The 20,492-nt window shown below is 41.4% G+C and carries 19 protein-coding genes and 1 pseudogene; 6 read left to right on the top strand and 14 right to left on the bottom strand.

Annotated features, from left to right (window positions below; translation table 11 throughout):
- Nucleotides 1-92 precede the first annotated feature (92 nt).
- From FBB35_RS02930 to rpmI, 6 genes are all read right to left on the bottom strand, one after another.
- Nucleotides 93-662: a peptidylprolyl isomerase gene (locus FBB35_RS02930; RefSeq protein ID WP_174708404.1), complete on the bottom strand. Its 570-nt coding sequence runs from the start codon at nt 660-662 to the stop codon at nt 93-95.
- A gap of 120 nt (nt 663-782) precedes the next feature.
- On the bottom strand, nt 783-2,765 hold the full coding sequence (locus tag FBB35_RS02925) for a primary-amine oxidase (RefSeq protein ID WP_174708403.1): 1,983 nt from the start codon (nt 2,763-2,765) through the stop codon (nt 783-785).
- A gap of 293 nt (nt 2,766-3,058) precedes the next feature.
- Nucleotides 3,059-3,583, bottom strand: coding sequence for a tetratricopeptide repeat protein (locus FBB35_RS02920; protein WP_174708402.1), 525 nt, complete (start codon nt 3,581-3,583; stop codon nt 3,059-3,061).
- A gap of 69 nt (nt 3,584-3,652) precedes the next feature.
- Nucleotides 3,653-4,468: a transporter substrate-binding domain-containing protein gene (locus FBB35_RS02915; RefSeq protein WP_174708401.1), complete on the bottom strand. Its 816-nt coding sequence runs from the start codon at nt 4,466-4,468 to the stop codon at nt 3,653-3,655.
- A 12-nt stretch (nt 4,469-4,480) separates the two neighbouring features.
- A complete protein-coding gene (gene rplT, locus FBB35_RS02910) occupies nt 4,481-4,837 on the bottom strand; it encodes a 50S ribosomal protein L20 (protein ID WP_010997578.1) in 357 nt (118 codons plus the stop codon).
- Between the two features lie 19 nt (nt 4,838-4,856).
- Nucleotides 4,857-5,054 (bottom strand): 50S ribosomal protein L35, encoded by a 198-nt coding sequence (gene rpmI, locus FBB35_RS02905; protein WP_174708400.1) that lies wholly within the window; start codon nt 5,052-5,054, stop codon nt 4,857-4,859.
- Nucleotides 5,055-5,167: 113 nt separating this feature from the next.
- Here rpmI and FBB35_RS02900 point away from each other — a divergent pair, with 113 nt between their 5' ends.
- The gene (locus tag FBB35_RS02900; protein ID WP_174708399.1) at nt 5,168-5,701 is read left to right on the top strand and encodes a GrpB family protein; all 534 of its coding nucleotides are present in this window, start codon (nt 5,168-5,170) and stop codon (nt 5,699-5,701) included.
- 97 nt (nt 5,702-5,798) lie between these two features.
- On the opposite strand, the pseudogene FBB35_RS35655 reads toward FBB35_RS02900, so the two are convergent.
- The 6 genes and pseudogenes from FBB35_RS35655 to FBB35_RS02870 all read right to left on the bottom strand — a co-directional run bounded on the left by FBB35_RS35655 (nt 5,799) and on the right by FBB35_RS02870 (nt 9,835).
- A pseudogene (locus FBB35_RS35655) lies at nt 5,799-6,104 on the bottom strand (type II toxin-antitoxin system RelE/ParE family toxin).
- Nucleotides 6,104-6,388, bottom strand: a complete 285-nt coding sequence (locus FBB35_RS02890; RefSeq protein WP_174708398.1) for a type II toxin-antitoxin system ParD family antitoxin — start codon at nt 6,386-6,388, stop codon at nt 6,104-6,106. Before FBB35_RS02890 ends, FBB35_RS35655 begins: the two are co-directional and overlap by 1 nt.
- A gap of 123 nt (nt 6,389-6,511) precedes the next feature.
- Nucleotides 6,512-8,572 (bottom strand): ribonuclease catalytic domain-containing protein, encoded by a 2,061-nt coding sequence (locus FBB35_RS02885; RefSeq protein ID WP_174708397.1) that lies wholly within the window; start codon nt 8,570-8,572, stop codon nt 6,512-6,514.
- Nucleotides 8,573-8,821: 249 nt separating this feature from the next.
- Nucleotides 8,822-9,037 (bottom strand): 30S ribosomal protein S18, encoded by a 216-nt coding sequence (rpsR, locus tag FBB35_RS02880; RefSeq protein ID WP_012411240.1) that lies wholly within the window; start codon nt 9,035-9,037, stop codon nt 8,822-8,824.
- Nucleotides 9,038-9,039: 2 nt separating this feature from the next.
- Nucleotides 9,040-9,234, bottom strand: a complete 195-nt coding sequence (gene rpmG, locus FBB35_RS02875; protein ID WP_094333178.1) for a 50S ribosomal protein L33 — start codon at nt 9,232-9,234, stop codon at nt 9,040-9,042.
- Between the two features lie 43 nt (nt 9,235-9,277).
- Entirely contained in the window at nt 9,278-9,835 is a 558-nt protein-coding gene (locus FBB35_RS02870) for an RDD family protein (protein WP_174708396.1), read from the bottom strand.
- 413 nt (nt 9,836-10,248) lie between these two features.
- Here FBB35_RS02870 and FBB35_RS02865 point away from each other — a divergent pair, with 413 nt between their 5' ends.
- Nucleotides 10,249-10,875, top strand: a complete 627-nt coding sequence (locus tag FBB35_RS02865) for a PEP-CTERM sorting domain-containing protein (RefSeq protein WP_174708395.1) — start codon at nt 10,249-10,251, stop codon at nt 10,873-10,875.
- Between the two features lie 49 nt (nt 10,876-10,924).
- Nucleotides 10,925-12,214, top strand: a complete 1,290-nt coding sequence (gene glp / locus FBB35_RS02860) for a gephyrin-like molybdotransferase Glp (protein WP_174708394.1) — start codon at nt 10,925-10,927, stop codon at nt 12,212-12,214.
- 207 nt (nt 12,215-12,421) lie between these two features.
- Here glp and FBB35_RS02855 read toward each other — a convergent pair whose 3' ends face one another.
- Entirely contained in the window at nt 12,422-13,654 is a 1,233-nt protein-coding gene (locus FBB35_RS02855; RefSeq protein ID WP_174708393.1) for a cysteine desulfurase-like protein, read from the bottom strand.
- A 298-nt stretch (nt 13,655-13,952) separates the two neighbouring features.
- On the opposite strand from FBB35_RS02855, the gene FBB35_RS02850 reads away from it, so the two are divergent.
- A complete protein-coding gene (locus FBB35_RS02850) occupies nt 13,953-14,186 on the top strand; it encodes a DUF4327 family protein (protein WP_174708392.1) in 234 nt (77 codons plus the stop codon).
- Between the two features lie 555 nt (nt 14,187-14,741).
- Here the strand turns inward: FBB35_RS02850 and FBB35_RS02845 are convergent.
- Entirely contained in the window at nt 14,742-14,993 is a 252-nt protein-coding gene (locus tag FBB35_RS02845; RefSeq protein ID WP_174707949.1) for a hypothetical protein, read from the bottom strand.
- An 876-nt stretch (nt 14,994-15,869) separates the two neighbouring features.
- On the opposite strand from FBB35_RS02845, the gene FBB35_RS02840 reads away from it, so the two are divergent.
- Nucleotides 15,870-19,757: a PAS domain S-box protein gene (locus FBB35_RS02840; RefSeq protein ID WP_174708391.1), complete on the top strand. Its 3,888-nt coding sequence runs from the start codon at nt 15,870-15,872 to the stop codon at nt 19,755-19,757.
- 126 nt (nt 19,758-19,883) lie between these two features.
- Nucleotides 19,884-20,267: a sulfur transferase domain-containing protein gene (locus tag FBB35_RS02835; protein WP_174708390.1), complete on the top strand. Its 384-nt coding sequence runs from the start codon at nt 19,884-19,886 to the stop codon at nt 20,265-20,267.
- The last annotated feature ends 225 nt before the right edge of the window (nt 20,268-20,492 follow it).

The following is a 20,492-nucleotide window of genomic DNA, read 5'->3' as shown; positions in this document are numbered from 1 at the left end:
ATTCTGAATTCTGAACGGCAGTTGTCATAGGGAAACCCCTTTGATCGCACTGCCTCCTCCTGACTCCTGAATTCTTATTAGAGAGGTGTTAATTACTGCCGAAAAATTTCTACTTTTTGTAACACCACTTCTTGATTCGGACGATCTCTAGTTGTAGGCACATTAGCAATCTTGCTGACTACATCTAGACCTTGGACAACTTCACCAAAAACGCTATGTTTTTTGTCAAGGTGAGGCGTTGGTGCTTCTGTAATGAACCATTGCGAACCATTTGTACCGCGTCCAGCATTAGCCATCGACAGGATACCTGCACCAGTATGTCTCAATTCAGGATGAAACTCATCCTCAAATTGATATCCTGGGCCACCAGTACCCCATCGGTTGGCCATATCTGGATAACGACTCAGGGGGTCGCCACACTGAATCATAAAATCAGGGATGACCCGGTGAAAGCGAACCCCATCGTAGGCTGGAGTTCCCTTGCCAGATTCACCAGTTTTCGGGTCTTTCCAGTCGATTGTTCCGGTTGCTAGACCGACAAAATTTTTGACGGTGTTGGGGGTTCGCTCTTCTTCCAAACGAACTACAATTTCACCCAAGGAAGTAATTAAACGAGCGTGCAGCTTGCCATTACCGGGAATATTAATTTCTGGAAAGTTCATTAGATATCCTACTTTTAACAAGTGCCAGTATTTGACCTATATAAGTTTATCAGCATTCAAGTTACCGCCTTTAGACATGACAAAAAACCTGAAGGAAGAAAACTTGAGCCAACAAATATTTTACTCAGGTAAATTTATCGCTGGATTCCGGCTAAAGAATCCTCTAGGGACTAGCTTAAAGCCAACTCGGTGAACAGGCATCACAGGCCAATCTTCCGATCGCGGAATATGAGTTACGCCCATTGTGTACCACAGCACGATATCTTCACCCATCAAGGATTCATCGTCTGCAATATATTTTGGTAAACCTTGTCCTGGTTGAGTTTGGTTTGGATAATCGCCCCCAGCATAGAGTTCAGCAGGCTTATATTTTGTCACCCAGACGTGATGATTCGCAAATTCTGCCCTTTGACGGATTTTTGAGCCTTCCACTGGGAAAAATCTAGAATTTCCTTCAGGCATCAGCATATATCCAGGTGCAGCCCCTAGCGGATTTTTTTTGTCTGCACTCACAATCATCCATTCCCGACTGCTTTTCATATCCAAATCGCGCACAGCAGCCGTTTCTTTTGTGAGTGGGGTTTCTGCAAGTGCGATCGCATTTCCTAATGGATTTTTATCATCCATCGGCAAAGCTTTTACATTCATTTCCATCACAGCATTAGCCTGACCATCGACATCGAAATCTAGGCGGTAATTGAAAAAGTGCTGGTGATTTACTCCGAAGATATTTTTAGCGATTAGCCGACCATAAGAATTATCCTCAGATTGCTTTTGAGCAGCCGTTCCCTGCGCCAGCACGATACCCGTTAATTCATTTTGGACTTCCAAAGTGCCATCCTGGTGAAAAATCCAATTAATGCTGTAATCATAATTGTCAATGGCCGCAGTCATTGTCATGACTAATTCTCGACTACGACGAACATCATTACGCTGAGTGCCATAATCATAATGCTTCCAGAGCATACCGTTATTTCGCTCGTATATGCCGATAACTCCTGGTATGACATAAGGCTCTCCGTCGCCATTAGCAAACACAGCATCGACTAAAAGACCGTTTTCAGGAATTTCCTTACCTAATTCCATCGTGGTTGCGAGGGAGCCAAAATTGTATTCCCCAACATCAAAAGCATTTCTGAATGACCAAGTGGGATCTGGATCGCCGTAAGGCACTACCGTCTCTGATAAGCTAGCGCGGTATAAAACTGGTCGGATATTTTTGCCGTCGTTGTATGTCACTTGGTACAGCACCAATCCACTACGGGGATGCATTACATAGCGGAACTTCCAACCTTGCCAGCTAATTTCATTGCCATTAAGCCGGAAACTTGCACCATTTGGTTGCAGAATCTTTAATGCTTTAAGTGGTGAAAGTAATTTACCCAAAGACTTGACATCGTAGTTCCAGTTTTCCTTGGAAAAAGGAACTATCCCCCTATCCACGAAACTAGAAATTTTACCTGTGTTCAAATTGACGGTTCCCAATATTCCTTCAATTGGACTGCCGTAATAATTCCAGCGATTCCCCTTGTAGTAGAATAAACCCCGACAAAGACGGTTTGCTGCTGCTTCTTCCTGTTCACTCAGGATTCCTGGGGCCCAACAACTGATCTTTACTTGGTTGAAGTCTGTAATTCCCCGCTTTCGCATCGCTGTTTGCCATCGGGGGTCTGATTTAAAAGCTTGAGTTGCCAGTTCATATTCTGAAGCGACGATCGCAGGTTGAACAGAGGGTATTTCTTTCCAAGAACTTAAGCTTTTGTTTTTTAGATCAACAATTCCCTCATAAGTTTTGTTTTGCGATCGCTCATAAATAACCAAAAAAGCTTTTCTTGCGAAAGCTTTACCATGTGTAAATTTTAGAACTTCTTCTTTATCTGGTTCTTGTAAAGCAATCAGTGGAAAAGCTGCCATTTCGCTCAAAGTTTTTTCTTTTTGAATGACCGAAACAGCTGTATTAATTTCTGCCTCTGTTAGCGAAGTGAGAGGATGGGAAATCGCAGGCTGTTGAGCCGTCAATATTCCCATTAATCCAAATGAGAGAGAAATAAAAACAATTATGGCAATAGCTAGCCACAAAAAATGCCTTAGCCGCTTAATCATCTTTCACATTCTTACAAAAGACGTATAGTTATCTATTTCTAAGCCGAAGCTTGAAACCCGATAAATTAAGAAGCTAAAGCCAAATTAATTTGTTAGCGATTAGGGTAATTGGGGACTAATAAAGTTTTTTTCCATGCCCCATTCTCTCACAATACTTTTCGGATAAGGTTTTTTTGACACGCCTTAGATCACAAAGACGCGATAAATCGCCGTCTTTACAATAATCAGTCCTTTGTCTTGACGGCAATTTATCGCGTCTCTTTCCTTAACCGAACCGTATTGCATTCTCTCATTTACGCAGAAACCAAACGGCGTAAAGATTCAGCACGGCGTTTAGCAATAGGGTTATTTGGATCGAGCTTTAGTGCTTCTTCGTAGCTTTGTAAAGCCTGAGTAGTTAATTTTTTCTTCTCGTAAGCGTGACCGATATTATTTAACCCTGTTACGTAGTCTGGTTTAGATTTCAGGGCTTCTTTATACTGACGAATTGCGAGGTCATATTGCTCTTGGGTAAAATAAATATAACCCAGCCCGTTGTAAATAGGGGCAATATTTTCTTCTCCCTCTTCTTCGGCAGCTTTCAAAGCTTTTTGAAACAGCGCGATCGCTTGGGAATATAATTTTTTTTCTGAATAGATACTGGCTAACTCATAATATTCTTGAGTCGTACCCTTTTCTTTCTCTAACTTCTTTCGCAATTTTGCAAAGGAGCCTTCAATCTTGCGAGTTTTGAAAATCTGGCGAAAAACACTCACGGCTGCAATTGTGAGTATAAGCACCAAAATTGAGAGATAAACAACGGCTAGACTGTTATCCATTGCTGCAAATACAAATATTATAAAGTTTGTTATTTGTCATTTGTCATTTGTTATTCACCAATGACCAATTTACGGTAAACCCCAATATTCAGAGCGTTTCTGGAGCCAACCTTGCTCTAAATAACGAGCGATCGCTTGATTTATATTTCGTCTTAATTCATCGTACTGCAATCCCTTGGGCATAACTACAGACAAGGGTTCTGTTGATAGCTTAGTTGGCAGTAGCCGATATTGAGGATATTGTTGTACCCAACCGCTCAAAACGGTAGCATCTGCGGCAAAGGCTACGGCGGCATTACTTTCTATTTTCTCTCGTGCTTCTTCATAAGAATTCACTCCTACTAACTCAGAATTTGGCACATAGTACCGAACTCTAGCAATGGTACTGGAGTTATTCAAGACGGCAATTTTTTGTTTTGCCAAATCGCTCAACTGCTGCACAGAGGCATTTTTTGTAACTAATGCAGTGCCATCCAAATAGTAGGGAACACTGAAACTAACTATGCGACTACGTGACTCGGTTGCTGTCACCCTAGCGATCGCAAAATCAACTTTCTTGTCTAAGACTACAGACAGGCGATCGCGATTCGCTACAGGTTTCAATTTGACAGCATCTGCTTTCCCAACCAAGTCAAGTGCTAATCGCTGTGCCAAGTCAATTTCTAAGCCTTGCAAATTGCCACTGGCATCTTTAAATCCCAAGGGACGCAAGTTATCTTTGACGGCAACAGTCACATAACCGCGCTGCTGAATTTCTGACATTTCGGCGGCAGATGCAGTGAATCCTGTCCCCACTATGGAAAAGCAAGATATCCAAAAAATGATGGCGGATAATACCAGATGTAACCGAGAAATTACTTGCCATCTGTTACATCTGTTATGCATCCGTGTCCACCTTTATCCTTTAGCTTGACTTGCTAGTTCAGCAACTTTGCCGAAGCTAGCTGGATCGAGGACTGCCAATTGTGCCAACATCTTGCGATTTAGTTGGATATCAGCTTTTTTCAAATTACCGATCAACTGACTGTAGCTCAAGCCGTGTTGTCTTGAAGCAGCGTTGATGCGGGTAATCCAGAGGCGACGAAAATCGCGCTTTTTCTTTTTGCGATCGCGGTAGGCACTCCGTAGCGCCTTCATTACTTGTTGGTTGGCAGTTCTAAACAGAGTTGAGTGAGAACCGCGAAAACCTTTAGCTAGTTTGAGAATCTTATTGCGGCGCTTCCGAGCTACATTACCGCGTTTTACCCGTGTCATAACTTATTTCCTGAAGGACTTACAAATATGGGAGCATTAAGCGTACATTGAGTTCATCGCGTTCATGTACAAGGGCGGTTTTGGACATGCTACGCTTTTTGTCGGAAGTTTTGTGTTCTAAAAGGTGGCTTTTGCCAGCTTTCCGACGGACGATTTTACCGGTGCCTGTGGCACGGAATCGCTTCGCTGCGGCTTTACGAGTCTTGAGTTTAGGCATGGTATAGCTTTAATTCGACACGATCCATTATTATACTAATAAAATTGCTGGAATGGAAATTAAGTAAACGATTTAGCCAGCCACGCCTGCCGTAGACAAAATTAATTTCACCAATGGATGAAGTAAATATAGTTGAATATGATCCACGGTGGCAGACTTTGTTTGCACAAGAAGCCGAGCGTCTTTGGCAGGCACTAGGCAATGACTTAGTTGTGGAAATTGAACATATTGGTAGTACGGCAGTACCAGGAATGGCAGCAAAACCAATTATTGACATCATGCTAAGAGTACGTTCCTTAGTAGATGCGAAATCTGCTATTCCGATATTAGAATTTTTGGGATACGTTTATTGGTATGAAGACCCGCGTCCTGGACGGATGTTTTTTGTGAAAGGAATGCCACCATACAGAAAGCAACGGACTCATCATGTTCACATAGTCGAGATTGACAGCGAATTTTGGGAACGCAAGCTATTTTGCAACTATCTGAGAAGGCATCCTGAAGAGGCGAGACGATATGAGGCTTTAAAACGCAATTTGGCGGCAAGTTTTCGGAGCGATCGTGAGGCTTATACCAATGGTAAAAATGATTATATCCAAGCTGTGATGGCAAAAGCACGGTGTGAGGAGATTGAGAAAAACGAGTGAGTGGTGGCAAACAGTTCAGTCGAAAATAATTACTTTGTTATAACTTCTTGATATATTCGTCAGAGAAAGCGATCGCTTACATCAAACAAATGCAATTTTAAGGGATATCCTCACTTAAAAAAACTGTCTCTAAATCCCGATACCCACTGACAACACGTACAACTTCTACACCAGCATCAATGGGGCGATAAAATATTAAGTAATCTTCTACGGGGAAACTCCGCAAACCGATTGCAAAATTATCGCAACTTTGCCCCATATTAGGAAAATCAGCCAACAGCTTACACTACTGAATAATTTTTTTGTTGAGTCTTCGAGCCGCTCCAGGATTAAAGCGAGTAATATAGCTGCTGATTTCTTTCAAATCTAATCTAGCTGAAGGTGCTAAAATACACCTACTCATTATTTCCTAACCTCTATTTGCTGCATTTGCGCTTCAGCACGTCGGATATCTTCTTCAAGTTCAGCAAATACTTCTTCACCATCAATTCCTTCACCACGTTCAAGTTCTTCAATACCAACTTGGATTTTAGCTTTCAATTCTGCTAGACGTTGATCTCGAATGCTATCGCGTTCTTCTAACAATCTCAATGCTTCACCCATCACCTCACTAACTGAGTGGTATTTCCCACTATTAACCTTATTCTTAACCAACTGTTCTAGTTCTGGGGTCAAAGATATATTCACAACTATTACCTCATTCCATTTACCCTATATCCTAACCGATAGGAATTGGAGCAAGGCTAAAAGAATTCGCAATTGATAATACTAGCCTATAGCAAGTATTACGAATGACAAATGACAAATTAGTTAATTCGCCGCAGTTTGAGCTTCTTGATAAATTATTTCTTGAAACTGGATCATATCTTTTTGCGGATCGGCATGGCTAACTTTCACCACTATCTGTTCGCCCAAGTTAACAGAACGTTTGAAAACCATTGGTAATTGTAAACCTAAATCTTCGATCAAAATTAGGGCCAAATTGCTGTCTTCTCGCAGCCACATCAACACAGTTACATCCCAAGTTTCCTCTGGATGACGGCGTAAATACTCTAGAGCATAATATCTATTCGTTTGCCGTTCTACCATCGTCACCTCTTGGGTAATGCTGGTAACATTCATCATCACTTCTTTAAGTTGATCTGCGGAAAATGGCAGAACTTCACCGCGCAAATGGGCTTTCAGTTGAAAGTGGGTAAGCAAATCACTGTAGCGGCGGATGGGAGAGGTTGCTTGAGTGTAAGTATCCAAACCTAAACCAGCATGGCGCAGAGGTGTAATGCTCATTTCACTCTTGGGCATACAACGACGCATGGCGCAAGCGCGAACGAATCCAGCTGGAAGTAGCAGTAATTCTTCTTCTGGGGGTAATTCGGGTTGGGGTTGACCGCGAAAGGGTAAAGGTATGTTATGAGCTTTACCATAACGAGCCGCAACTTCACCAGCAACAATCATCATTTCTGCGACTACTTGCCGTGATGGGGAATCGTCCAAAATATCAATGTTGATCTCGTCACCTTTGACTTTGATCATCGCTTCGGGCATTGTGATGCTAATTGCCCCTTGAGCGTAACGCCAAGCTTTGCGCTTCTGTGCCCAACTTGCGATCGCAGCAATTTCTGGTTCTGCCTGTACCCTTAATTGCAGCATTTCATCTACATCTTCGTAGGTGAGGCGATAAGTCGGCTTAATGGAACTGGTATGAATGCTGTAATCTTCTACTCCCCCAGTTGTACCTAAAACAATTCCGAAACTGAGGGCGCAACAAACCCGTCCCTGGATCAGACTCATTGGCCCAGTTGCCAATACTTCTGGGAACATCGGAATCATCCCCGTAGGTAAATAGACTGTGCTGCCCCGCTTTCTGGCTTCCAAATCTAATTCATCTTCCGGTACTAACCATCTGGTGGGATCGGCGATATGTACCCACAGGCGCTCCCGTCCATCGGGTAGAATTTCCCAACTTAGACCATCGTCGATCTCTGTGGTAGTTTCATCATCTATGGTGTAGACCTTCAGGTGAGTCAGATCAAGGCGGTTTGTATCTGAGTCAATCGGCGGGAAATCCAAACGCTGTTGCGCCACTTCTAACACCTTATTAGGAAATTGAATCGGAATTGAAGAACGACGCAGGAACAAGTTTTCATAAGGACTCCAGCAACCCAAATCTACTAATAGTTGAAAAGCCCCTTGGGGCGTTGTGGGCCGTCCCAGCATAGTCATAGTTTCTAATACTGGAGCGCTTGGCGGATAAGCGCGAGCTAATGAATCATAATTAACTCCCGTCCGCACTGTATCCGCAAGCAACGCTGCGTATTTTTCTAGTCCTTCTAGACGCTGGCGATCGTGGCGCTGCCATTCTACTGCTTCACCTTTGAGCGCCTGTTCTACACGAGTTAAAAATTCCTGCTGTCCTTTAGCTTTTAATGCCTCTACTTCCATCTGGTGCTTACGTTCTGCCACTTGAGCAGCAGTTCGCGGCTCGTAAGCGTCTCCTTTTTGCTTGAAATAAAGTTTGTCGTCTGATAACAAGCAATAGGCGGCGTAACAATGAGGCGCGGCTGATTCCGAAAATAAGAGATTCGCCATCAGGTCTGGGGTAATTGTTTCCCCATCTTCAACCAATATTTCCCAAGCTACCTCTAAGCTAGATGCATCTAAATAAGGGTTGACTTGCCCTAAAAAGCTCGCGATCTCAGAGGGCTTGTAAGTTTGTCCGGTAACTGTATAAGTTATTTGTCTAGGCGCGAGGCTGTGGGATTGACCACGTTCGTCTACCACAAACCAGCGGGTTTTACCGTCTGGACGTTCTACGATCCCCAGACGGCGATCGCCTTGAACCCTAAATTCAACTAGCGTGCCCTTCTCCACAACTCTCGCGCTCTAATAATTTTAGATTTTGCTTCCACCTTTGGTGCGCTTACAGCGCAACTTGGATTTTGGATTTTATAACTGGATGCTTATTAAATCCTAAATCCAACAATTTTTCATGCAGCAATTCATTTTACACTCTCTGATTCAGATTTGAGATTTTGGACTCAGAAAGACAAAGCCAGATATTTATTTAAATGCAGCTTCCCTTTATAATCCAAAATCTAAAATTCCAAATCCAAAATTGCTCTAACCTTCTGCATTGATAAATGGCAACAAAGCCACAATCCGCGAACGTTTAATTGCTAATGTCAACTCTCGCTGTTGCTGAGACGTAAGCCCAGTAATCCGCCGTGGCAGTATTTTACCCCGCTCGGTGACAAACTTACGCAATAAATCAACATCTTTATAATCGATTGGTTCTCCTGGCTTGATTGGAGAAAGACGACGACGGAAATAACTCATCTCTACTTAATTTCCTTGTGAACGGTATGTTTGTTGCAGTGGGTGCAGAACTTTTTCAGTTCTAGCCTGTTAGTGGTGTTGCGGCGATTCTTGGTACTGGTATAACGTGAGACACCAGCCGAACGCTTATCTGAATTTGTCCGACACTCAGTACACTCTAGTGTCACAATAATGCGGGCACCTTTACTCTTAGCCATAATCTTACAAACAGTGAAGCCTGAAGAGAATTAACACAAATGACTATCTTCTCACATTCCGCCGCATATTTTCAACTAATCTTTTAACTTTTATATCAAGTGAGTAGCCACGACGCGACGAAACAATGAAAGTTCCACAATAGCGATCGTGTAAAGCCTGCCGCATCTGGGTATCAGAGAAGGCAGTCCCACAATCAATTGCTAGGGGAAGTACTAGCAGTATAGCAGTGGGATTGGCTCTAATATTGCTCAGGGCAATTGACACTAAAAGCGCACCTAAACCAACGATCGCCTCTCGTTTCACCAGCGAGAGCAAATCTGGAACTCTGCCCATTACTTCACCATCTTCGACTTCCAACACCTTTAAGTCGAACGCCCAACGTCCTAAACTTTGCCCTTGATTGTTGTATGGCACTAGCACCCGCAAAATCAGCCAAAGTATTACAAAAACTAGGATTTCAACAAATTGAATACCGATATCGCCGCCTCCCAGTAGAGAACTGACTAACCAGACACCAAGGAAATCAAGTCCTAATGCCATACCTCGCCGCCCAATTTCAGCCTTGGGATAGTGTTTTTGGGGAAGTCGTTCGATAGTCATACAAAATAGGTATTTTTATTTAGGGGTTGGAGAATAATCATTGCTCCTGTTTTTTATATTAAAGTGATGACTTGGCTTTGGTGTTTAAACTCAGAGCTTACGCAAGAACTCTCTGAAACTCTTATTGCTTTGTGTCCTTTGCGTCCTTTGCGGTTCGTTTTATCATGATTTGCGTAAGTCCTAAAGCTGTTGCACATAAAAGTTCCCTAATTAGAACGCTTAGGGATCTGCGGGTTAATAGTATCCCAACCAGACGGGTTTCGACACTTCGACTGCGCTCAGTCGAAGTGTCGAAACTCGGTTTACTGGTACTTTATTTTCATGCAAGTTCTTTATGTTGCCCATCCCACAAGAGTCTGTTTTTGGAAAATATTGTATTGTTTTGTTGTAAAACCTATTTGGAAGTTGTATCTATGAAACATCTGTTTACTAAAAAAGCTATTAGGATGGTGGCGACTACTGCTTTAGTGTTAGCGATCGCTATAACCACTCACGATCTAGCTGATGCTGCTGAGTTCAACTTTAACTGGAAGGGAGACACTGGTTATTCAGCTAAAGGTTCATTTAACTACGATACAACAACCGCTCCCAGCGTTATTTCTGAAACAGGTTTGGGAGCCACGAAGAATTTGCAGTCTCTCTCAATTTCCTTCTTCGATCCATTTAGTACTCTCATAAATAGTTTCACTCCAGTACTTAGTGGTGTATCTAATTACAGTTTTTTGAGATTTAACTTTGATAACACTACTCAGCAAATCTTTGGCCCCTTTGATATTGGTAAAGATGATGAACTTCCTGGCGACACCTGGCTTAATAATAATCTCGCACTCATAGATGAAGGTTTTAGCGATGAGGTTCTAGCTAAAGAATTTGGTTTTAACAATAGAGATGCAGTAGGGACAAAGCAAATACTAGATTTGAGTAACAATTCCGTTCAGGTATACCAAGTCCCCGAAGGAAGCATAATTATAGGTTTACTAGCAGTCTGTAGTTTGGGATTGACTGCTCATAGAAATCTTTCCAGAACTAACCAAGAGTAGACTCAATGCTACTTTACAGGGATGAAGTAAAAAGTCGGAGGCGATCGCTATGGTATCAGTCAGCGATGCACAAGCAATTATTTTAAATTTAGTACAACCGTTGGATCTTCAACGGGATACAGAAGTTGTAGATTTATTGGCAGCCGATAGCCGGATTTTGGCAACACCTGTCACCAGTCCGCTAGATTTTCCCCATTGGGATAATTCGGCAATGGATGGTTACGCAGTTCGCTACGAAGATGTGCAGCACTCTAGCGCGGAACAACCAGCCGTTTTAGAAATTGTTGAAGATATTCCGGCTGGGTATCAGCCTAAGTCTAGGATTCAATCAGGAGAAGCCGCGCGGATTTTCACAGGTGCGGTGATTCCAGCCGATGCGGATACTGTAGTCATGCAAGAGAGGACACGCCGCGAGGAAAATCGCGTATTTATCCTGGTTGCGCCACAACCGCAAGAATTTGTCAGACACAAAGCATCTTTTTATAAAGCTGGAACACAACTATTACCAGCCGGAATTAAGTTAAATGCCTCAGAAATAGCTGTATTGGCGGCAGCACAATGTCCGCAATTAAGTGTTTACCGCCGTCCGCGTGTGGCAATTTTTTCGACTGGTGATGAATTAGTGACTGTTAATCAACCGTTGCAATCAGGGCAAATTGTGGATTCTAATCAGTATGCGCTGGCAGCTTTGGTAAAAGAGAGTGGCGCAGAACCATTACTGTTAGGCATTGTGAAGGATGATCCAGTTGTTCTGGAGAAAGTTATTGCCCATGCCGTTGCGATCGCTGATATGGTTCTCTCTTCTGGTGGTGTCTCAGTGGGAGATTATGACTATGTTGATAAAATTTTACAGTCTCTCAGTGCAAAAATCCACATTCGATCTGTGGAAATGAGACCAGGGAAACCTCTCACCGTCGCCACTTTCCCCAGTAGAGACGCGATTTATCGCGTCTCTACAAAATCCCGTTCGGCTACGCTCACGGCAAGCCCACTTTATTTTGGTTTACCAGGAAATCCTGCGGCTGTGTTGGTGACATTTTGGCGCTTTGTGCTACCAGCAATCAAGAAACTTTCGGGAATTACTGAAGGTTGGGAGCCAGTGTTTTTGAAAGTGCGATCGCATGATGAATTGCGATCTGATGGCAAGCGGGAAACTTACCTTTGGGGTAAATTGCATTTAATTAATGGTGTTTATGAATTTCACAAAGCTGGTGGTAGTCACAGTTCTGGAAATTTAATTAATTTGGCTCAAACTAATGCTTTAGGCATTCTTCCAGTGGGTAAAACATTAATTTACCCACAAGAAGAGGTGCAAGTTTTGCAGCTTAGTAATAGTTAATGGGGAGTAGTAAGGCAGGCAATACTTTTCTGTTAAGGGGGAAAGGGGAAAGGGAAAGGATTTGAATTTTCCTTTCCCCATTGCCCTTTAACCTTTCCCCAGACCAAAAGAGAGATTATTGGGTTTAACCGAAAAGTATTGGGGAGGCAGGAAGCAAGGGAGAAGAGTTTTCCCCTCTGCCCCTCTGCCTCTTTTGAATGCCCAATCTTAAAATAACTGCTCAAAAGCTTCAATCAAGCTGTTAACTTCCTCAAGGGTGTTGTAATGTACCATACTCACCCGGACTATTCCGCCTTGTGAGGCTAACCCCAAGTATTCAATAAGCCGTTTAGCATAAAAGTCTCCGTAGCGAATCCCAATATGATGTTGGTCAATTTTTGCCGGAATGGTTGAGCTATTCATTCCATCTACTACAAAAGATATAGTCGGTACACGGAATTGACGGTCAGCCTTTGGTTGGCCAATTACTCGGACATTAGGCTTGCTGTTGAGATAGCTTAGGAGGCGATCGCTAATTTCTTCTTCATGTATGCTAATTAAATCAAATGCTTGCACCATCTGACTTCTCAAATCAGGTGCAGTTTTATCACCGTAGTGCAGTTGTGCTAATTCACTTAAATAATCACATAAGCCTAACATTCCATAACTTAATTCAAAATTGACATTCCCTAACTGAAATTTATAAGGTATATCTGTCTGTTGAATAAAATAATGATTAAGTCCGGGCAATCTTAATAAATGTTCTTCTTTCCCATAAAGTAAAGCATGGTGTGGCCCATAGACTTTATAACAACTCAAAGCATAAAAATCAACATCCAAATCTTGCACATCAACTAATCTATGGGGTGCATAAGCTACACCATCTACACAAATCATCGCATTGCGATCGTGTACAAATGTAGCAATTTCTTTGATTGGGTTAATAGTTCCCAGAACATTAGAAGCATGAGTCAAAGTTACTAATTTAGTGCGCTGACTCATCAATTGTTCTAAATCTGCTAAATGAAGTTCTAAGGTATCTGGGCGAATTTGCCATACTTTAACCTTAATTCCTTGTTTTTCCAAAGCCATCCAAGCACCAATATTGGCTTCATGGTCACAATTAGTAACAATAATCTCATCACCAGATGTAAAGGTTTGACCCAGACAAATTGAGAGAACTTTCAACATCATTGTCGTAGATGGACCCATCACTACTTCTTTAGAAGAATTGGCATTAATCAAAGTAGCCATTCCCCTAGTCGCTAAAGCTAGTCTTTCTCCCGCAAGTTGAGAAACCGCATAGGAAGCTCCCAACTGGACATCGGAACTCAGGAGAAATTCGCTAATTCTATCTACTACTTTTTTTAGAGTTTGTGAACCGCCAGCATTATCAAAAAAAGTCCATTCACCAGCTAGTGCAGGAAAATATTGACGAACTTTATCAAGATTCAAAAGCATAGTATAAGTCTTATGGAGAATGTTATTTACCCTAACCTACCTTTTGGCAAGTCGCCCAGAGAGTATCTATATCTGTTATTTACAGCCTCTTCTGTCAGCTTTCTTGCTGCAAAAATCTCTCTTTAGGGGGTATACTGAGAAACTCAAAGAGTATCTTACTTAGATATCTAACTTCCAGCAACAGTTAATGTCTTGATTCTTCACAATTCTCGCCAATTTATTTGATAAGTTTAAGGTAGAGTCAAAGAAACCATTATTTTGATTCTTAATTCCTTGATTGAAAATAAAGGAACGACCTATGAACACTACGGTTAAATACGACATCGAAGTTATCAAGGAAGAAGCACTTAAACTTGTTAAAAAGAGACTTGTTAACCGTCAGCAGCAGATTTATACCCTATGTAAATATATTCCTCATCGTGACTGGGTTAATTTTGAACTTGAGTTAGAAAAAAACGAATTTCTACTCAGAGATAGAATTATCGACCTACTCAATCATGAATCTTGGGAAGATGATACAGGTTGCATCTAGAAGCAGTGCCCAATTAGCAGTATCCCGATAAAATCAAAATTAAAATTAAAATTAAAAATTCATTTTTCATGCATTTAAAACCCTCGAATTAAGTCAGAGGTTTTAAACAAGATAGGACTTACACAAAACTACACATGGTAGGGGCAATACCCTGCGGGTTCGCTGAAAGCGTTCTCGTAAGAGTAGCCGCTCCGCGTCTAGATGAATTGCCCCTACCAGAGAATAAGGGTTTTGTAAGTCCGACAAGAGATTATTGAAGTCAACAATAAATCTTAATGAATGGGTTAGGTGCTACAGAATAGCAGAGAACCAGTGCTAACGTTATTACGAAGTACGAATTGTTAATGGCTGACTAGAGGCAAGGCATCTATTAGCCATTCCTATGTAGAGGCGATAAATGACATAACAATCGAAAATCAAGCTTTTTTAGACTTGATATTTCTAAACGTGTCAGTTAATACCTTATGGTTGAACTATAGCCTTACACTTTATGACAATTACTTGGCGAAATTATTGAGAGCTAAATTATACTAAAACAATCACAGTAAGTTGAGATTAGGCAGATAAATCTTGTAGCCCTATCCATTCTTTGATAGGTTGCCATTGGCTTGCGTAAACAGTATTATTTCTACATTTTTCTTTTTGAGACTTCCTAGGTATTTTCCCTATGACAGCTTCGGTGAATAAACTGGATTGGTTCAGGTTATAAACTGGCATTTCTTGCCAGCAGTGGCGACAAAACCAGTAACTATCTGCACCGCGTATATGTTCTAAAAGTAAGCTTGAACAGCAAGGACAGTAATTCATATTTTCTCAAACCTGTTAATAAAAGTGTTATTGCAAATCAGAGTAATCACTTGACAAGCACGTAGATATTTAAAACAACTTGTTTATATTTTGACTATAGTTTAAAAAAATGAGGAACTTGTGAAGACATTTAAGATACTTAATGTTTTTGCAATATTTATACATACTTTTTAAGTAATAACTTTAGGCTATTGAGAAATTTTTTAATTATCTGGACTTAAGAGCAGACTTACTGGTGGTGTGCAACTCGCTATGATTGATTGACATCCTTACCGCCGTGAACGCACGGTGATTCTGGAGTAATGAGTAACAAGTAATAAGTAATGAGTAAATACCCATTTTTCATCCACTCATTACTCCTTACTCATTACTTTAAAGCCGTGCTGGATGGTTACTGAAGCGTAGCCGAAGTAAACACGGGGTTTTAAACCCATTTTTCTGATAAAAATGTCAAACCCTTTTCCTTTACGGCTTCTGTCTCTTGAAAGTGTGGCTGGAGCCTTATCAATAAAAGCCAAAAGTACAAATGTTCGGGAGCAAGGTTTTAATCTTTACACTCTTCAATTAATTTCAAAGATTTCATACTCATAAGACTACCAAGACCATCAATTAGGGTAATCTCTTGAGATAGATGATCTGCTATCTCTAATTTGACAATAGAATGAGTTTAGCAATTCTAAAATTCTATCTACTTCCTGGTTTAGTTACTAACTTGTATCGTATCGCCTGTGTTAGGTCTTGTAAGGCTTACAGGGCAAATAGTTGATTGATTAGCAATTGCAGCAGAATAATTATTGATTTTCAACAGTTTACTTACTCTAGCTTTTATTATTTCGTACTGATATCAAAAAGATCATTAGAATTGACGAATTAACTATGCGATTCAACGATCGTCTGATTAACATACCTAGCTTAACTAATGTTATTAATCGTTCTCCCTTAACGATTGGCATTGATAGTTTGGTAGTCGAAGCTATTGCCTTAATGAGTCAAGAAATAGCTAGCAATTATGCACCTATTGATTTAAATTCATTAGATTTAGGCTTTAGAACTCAACCACTAACTAGTTGTATCTTCGTTTTAGAGGCAGGAAGATTATTAGGTATTTTTACAGAAAAAGATGTAATCAAACTTATAGCTTCTGGAGTAGATTTATCCACGCTGACAATGGCTGAAGTGATGACGCAGCCAGTAGTTACCCTTAAACAATCAGATTCTAATGATATTTTCATTGCCTTATCATTATTGCGTCAACATCAGACTGACTATTTGCCCGTTTTGGACGATCGCGGGCAATTACTAGGAATCATTACCCAGACTAGCCTGCTACAAGCATTTGACTTGGTAAAAATGGTTGGGGTTGTTGATGGATTGCAAGAATATTTACAAAAACCTACAGATGAATTCAGGCGGGTTAATCAGCCAATTGAGATAGAGCAAGTCCGCAGCCAAACTCAAAATCACTTAAAAGTATGGGTTGAGGCACAATCGGCTGAAATCGTGCAAGTTAATCAGGAACTTCAGCTAGCTCTCGAAGAACTCCAAGTAGTGCAAGAAGAACTACGCGAACAAAACGAAGAGTTGTCTGTTGCCCGTGAGCTAGTAGAATTGGAGCGCCAACGTTACCAGGATTTGTTTGAATTTGCTCCAGATGGTTATTTGGTAACTGATGTAGCAGGGATGATCCAAGAGGCTAATCGAGCGGCAGCAACCATGCTGGCTGTCCGGCAAAAATATTTACGAAACAAACCATTAATTTTATTTATTGCTCATCAAGACCATCAGGCTTTTAACGCCCAACTAAATAATTCGCAGCAGTTACAGGAGTGGGAAATTTGCCTAAAACCACGGGGAGGTAAAGCTTTTCCGGCTAGAATGAGAGTCGCTGCCATGTATGATTCAGAAGGGGATCTTGTTGGCTGGCGCTGGTTACTTTGCGATATTAGCGAACGTCAACAGGCAAAGGAAGCACTGCGCCAAGCTTACGAAAAGTTAGAACAACGAGTGGTGGAACGGACAGCAGAACTTGTGATGTCCAACGTCTTGTTGCAACAAGAAATTAGCGATCGCCAACGCGCAGAATTTGCATTACGGCAAAGCGAAAACCTCTATCGCCAACTGGTGGAAAGTCAAATTGACATACTTATCCGCATTGATTTGCAGGGGCAGATTACCTTCGCTAACATGGCTGCCTGTCAAACCTTCGGCTGGAAACAAGATGAGTTTCATGGTCAGTCATTTTGGCAATTTTTTCACCCAGATGACTTGCCTCAAGTGATGGAGAATATCACAGCTTTAGGATCTTCATCCCAACCCTTGATTAATTCTGAGCGACTGATATTTACAGTTAAAGGTATTCGTTGGTTTCAATGGAATGCGATCGCAATTCATAATGACAAAGGGGAAGTTGTTGAAATCCAAGGGGTAGGCAGAGATATTACTGAACAGCAAGCCGCGTTACATCAACGCCAACTTGCCGAAGCCGCACTACACCAAAGCGAGGAAAAATTTCGCACTTTTGCTGAAAATACCCACGCAGTCATCTGGATTGCTAGTCCAGGTTCATTCCAAACCTTGTACGTTAGTCCTGCCTATGAAAAAATTTGGGGTCGCTCTTGCCAAAGTCTATTAGAGAAACCTGAGTCCTGGATAGACAACGTTCATCCAGACGATCGCCAGCTAACCACCAAAGCAGCAAAGCAACAACTTAGTGGTGAGCCAGCTTTAGCAGAATACCGAATTTTGCGACCTGATGGATCGGTGCGCTGGATTTGGGATCGGAGCTTTACTGTTTATGATGACCAAAGAGAAGTTCAGTTTTATGGTGGCATCGCCGAAGATATCACCGAGCGTAAATTGGCCGAAGAGTCATTGCGACAAAGCGAAGCGCGATTGAATTTAGCTACCGAAGCTGCCCAAATGGGCATCTGGGATCGGAACATGATCGCTAATACTGCAATTTGGTCTGCCAATATGGGGCCACTTTATGGTCTGCCGGTCAACACCCTATGTCCAACCGTTGAAGAATATTTCAATTTAATCCATCCAGAAGATCGCGAATCTGTGGCTTCAAATATAGCTCGGATGATTAAGGAAGGAAATGGATCTATAGAGTATCGCGTTGTCTGGCCCGACGGCAGCCTACACTGGTTAAACTGCAAAGGTCAAACTTACTATAACGAAATTGGTCAGCCGATTCGGATGATCGGCACAAATAGGGATGTCACTGAGCGCAAGCTGGCGGAACAAAAAATTTTAGAACAAGCTGCTCTACTTGATATCGCTACCGATGCCATATTAGTTAGAGATTTCCAATCTCAAATATTATTTTGGAATAAAGGTGCAGAGCGGATGTATGGTTGGCTCTCTACAGAGGTTATAGGAAAAGACCTCCGGGAAATTTTGTACCCAGCAGGAACTCAGCACCAACTGAAAGTACCGCTAAAAAGCGTAATTGAGAGTGGCTCGTGGCAAGGTGAATTATCTAAAGTGACAAAATCCGGTAAAGAAATTGTTATAGAAAGCCGATGGACATTGATGCGCGATCCTGAAGGAAAACCTAAATCTATCCTGAGTGTTGACACTGACATCACCGAAAAGAAACTACTTGAAGAACAATTTTTTCGCGCCCAGCGATTGGAAAGTATTGGTATCCTTGCGGGTGGTATTGCCCACGATTTAAACAATATATTGACACCAATTTTGGCAGCAGCCCAATTGATACAAGGAAAATTTTTCCAAGACCAAGAGCGGTCTGGACAACTGCTAGCACTTGTAGAAAACAACGCCCAACGTGGAGCAGCTTTAGTGAAGCAAGTCTTGTCATTTGCGCGAGGATTTAAAGGAGAGCGGATAATTATCCAAGTTAAGTATCTGATTTCAGAAATTATCCAAATCGTTAAAGAAACATTTCCCAAATCTATTGAATTGTCTACGATTATCCCAGAAGATATTTGGGCGATCGCTGGGGACATCACACAGCTGCATCAAGTGTTGATGAATCTAGTAGTAAATGCCCGCGATGCTTTACCAGATGGTGGCAAGATCACAATTTCTGTAGAAAATAAGTTTATTGATGAAGCTTACACCAGAATGAATCTCGATGCCCAAGTTGGGCATTATGTTGTGATAAGCGTTGCCGATAACGGAGTTGGGATACCGCCAGAAATATTAGATAGAATTTTTGAGCCATTTTTCACTACAAAAGAAGTCAACACAGGTACAGGACTCGGACTTTCAACAGTGTTAGGCATCATTAAAAGTCATGCCGGTTTTATCAAAGTGTCTACCAATGTTGGTAAAGGCAGCAAATTTGACCTATTTTTACCAGCAGTGGAAGTAATCCAAGCTTTCAAGATAGAAGACCTGGATGTCGTTCCAGGAGAGGGAGAATTGATTTTAGTTGTAGATGATGAAGCACAAATTCGGGAGATTGCTGCAATCATTTTAGAAAACTATAACTATAGGATACTAGCTGCCAGCAATGGCATAGAAGCGATCGCACTCTATGCCCAATACAAGCATCAAATCAATGCCGTGTTGATGGATATAATGATGCCGGAGATGGACGGAATCACCACTATTCGTACCCTGCAAAAAATGAACAACCAGGTTAAAATTATTGCCTGTAGCGGACTGAACTCGATGGAAATCTTTGCTCAAGCTTCTGATGCTAATGTGAAAGCAGTTTTATCAAAACCCTATACGGCCAGAGAATTATTGAAAAGTTTACACAACTTATTTAGAGGAAATGCTGAGTTATGAGCTAGGAGTAGGCATTGTGTATTGGTAAGAATTAATTCCCAATGCCCTATCCCTCACAAGTTCCTCAAATTATTTTCTTAAATTTAGAAGGTGGCCAAGATTGATAAAATGGGATAAACGTAGGTAATGAATATTGTTAGGAAGATTAACGATCAGTTAGCGATCGCTGGACAAGTTACACCAGACCAGCTCAAACAAATAGCTGATGAGGGTTATAAGTCTGTACTGAACTTACGTTTACCCGATGAAACAGACTTGCTGGTTGACGAACCGGAGAAGACTGAGTTTTTTGGATTATACTACGTTAACTTCCCAACCAAAACTGAAGACATTAATCATCAAAGTATGCTCCAGATATATCAAACGATCGCTGAATTACCCAAACCCACTCTGATACATTGTGATAATTCAATTCGTTCCGCCGCAATAGTATTGTTGTATATCGCTATCAAACAGGGCATAACTTTTGAAAAAGCCCTGCAAAAAGTTATTACTTTAGGCTTGATATAATTATAAATTAAATTTATTTTTAATAATGTGCAAAATCTCTCACAGACTCGCTAGCGCCACACTATCAGTGATGGATCTGAATTCTATATTCTCTTGATTCCTATAGCGGTTCTCGAATGAAAGCAATACAGTTTGACCTCACTTCCATTCCTCTCTCCTAAAAGGCTACCGTGTACACACAAATCAGAGTTACTTTGAGATCCGGGTTTTAACCCCCTTAATTCC

This window comes from Nostoc sp. TCL240-02, from assembly GCF_013343235.1.
Taxonomy (GTDB): Bacteria; Cyanobacteriota; Cyanobacteriia; order Cyanobacteriales; family Nostocaceae; genus Nostoc.
Note: the sequence above shows the minus strand (reverse complement) of the source record. Positions and strands in the feature narration are given on the sequence as shown.

Coding starts and splice junctions, on each gene's coding strand:
- FBB35_RS02870 (WP_174708396.1), bottom strand. CDS start 9,835: ATGACTATCGAACGACTTCCCCAAAAACACTATCCCAAGGCTGAAATT.
- rpsR (WP_012411240.1), bottom strand. CDS start 9,037: ATGAGTTATTTCCGTCGTCGTCTTTCTCCAATCAAGCCAGGAGAACCA.
- FBB35_RS02845 (WP_174707949.1), bottom strand. CDS start 14,993: ATGAATTACTGTCCTTGCTGTTCAAGCTTACTTTTAGAACATATACGC.
- FBB35_RS02920 (WP_174708402.1), bottom strand. CDS start 3,583: ATGGATAACAGTCTAGCCGTTGTTTATCTCTCAATTTTGGTGCTTATA.
- FBB35_RS02925 (WP_174708403.1), bottom strand. CDS start 2,765: ATGATTAAGCGGCTAAGGCATTTTTTGTGGCTAGCTATTGCCATAATT.
- FBB35_RS02840 (WP_174708391.1), top strand. CDS start 15,870: ATGCGATTCAACGATCGTCTGATTAACATACCTAGCTTAACTAATGTT.
- FBB35_RS02930 (WP_174708404.1), bottom strand. CDS start 662: ATGAACTTTCCAGAAATTAATATTCCCGGTAATGGCAAGCTGCACGCT.
- FBB35_RS02850 (WP_174708392.1), top strand. CDS start 13,953: ATGAACACTACGGTTAAATACGACATCGAAGTTATCAAGGAAGAAGCA.
- glp (WP_174708394.1), top strand. CDS start 10,925: ATGGTATCAGTCAGCGATGCACAAGCAATTATTTTAAATTTAGTACAA.
- rpmG (WP_094333178.1), bottom strand. CDS start 9,234: ATGGCTAAGAGTAAAGGTGCCCGCATTATTGTGACACTAGAGTGTACT.
- FBB35_RS02855 (WP_174708393.1), bottom strand. CDS start 13,654: ATGCTTTTGAATCTTGATAAAGTTCGTCAATATTTTCCTGCACTAGCT.
- rplT (WP_010997578.1), bottom strand. CDS start 4,837: ATGACACGGGTAAAACGCGGTAATGTAGCTCGGAAGCGCCGCAATAAG.
- FBB35_RS02865 (WP_174708395.1), top strand. CDS start 10,249: ATGAAACATCTGTTTACTAAAAAAGCTATTAGGATGGTGGCGACTACT.
- FBB35_RS02835 (WP_174708390.1), top strand. CDS start 19,884: ATGAATATTGTTAGGAAGATTAACGATCAGTTAGCGATCGCTGGACAA.
- FBB35_RS02915 (WP_174708401.1), bottom strand. CDS start 4,468: ATGCATAACAGATGTAACAGATGGCAAGTAATTTCTCGGTTACATCTG.
- FBB35_RS02900 (WP_174708399.1), top strand. CDS start 5,168: ATGGATGAAGTAAATATAGTTGAATATGATCCACGGTGGCAGACTTTG.
- rpmI (WP_174708400.1), bottom strand. CDS start 5,054: ATGCCTAAACTCAAGACTCGTAAAGCCGCAGCGAAGCGATTCCGTGCC.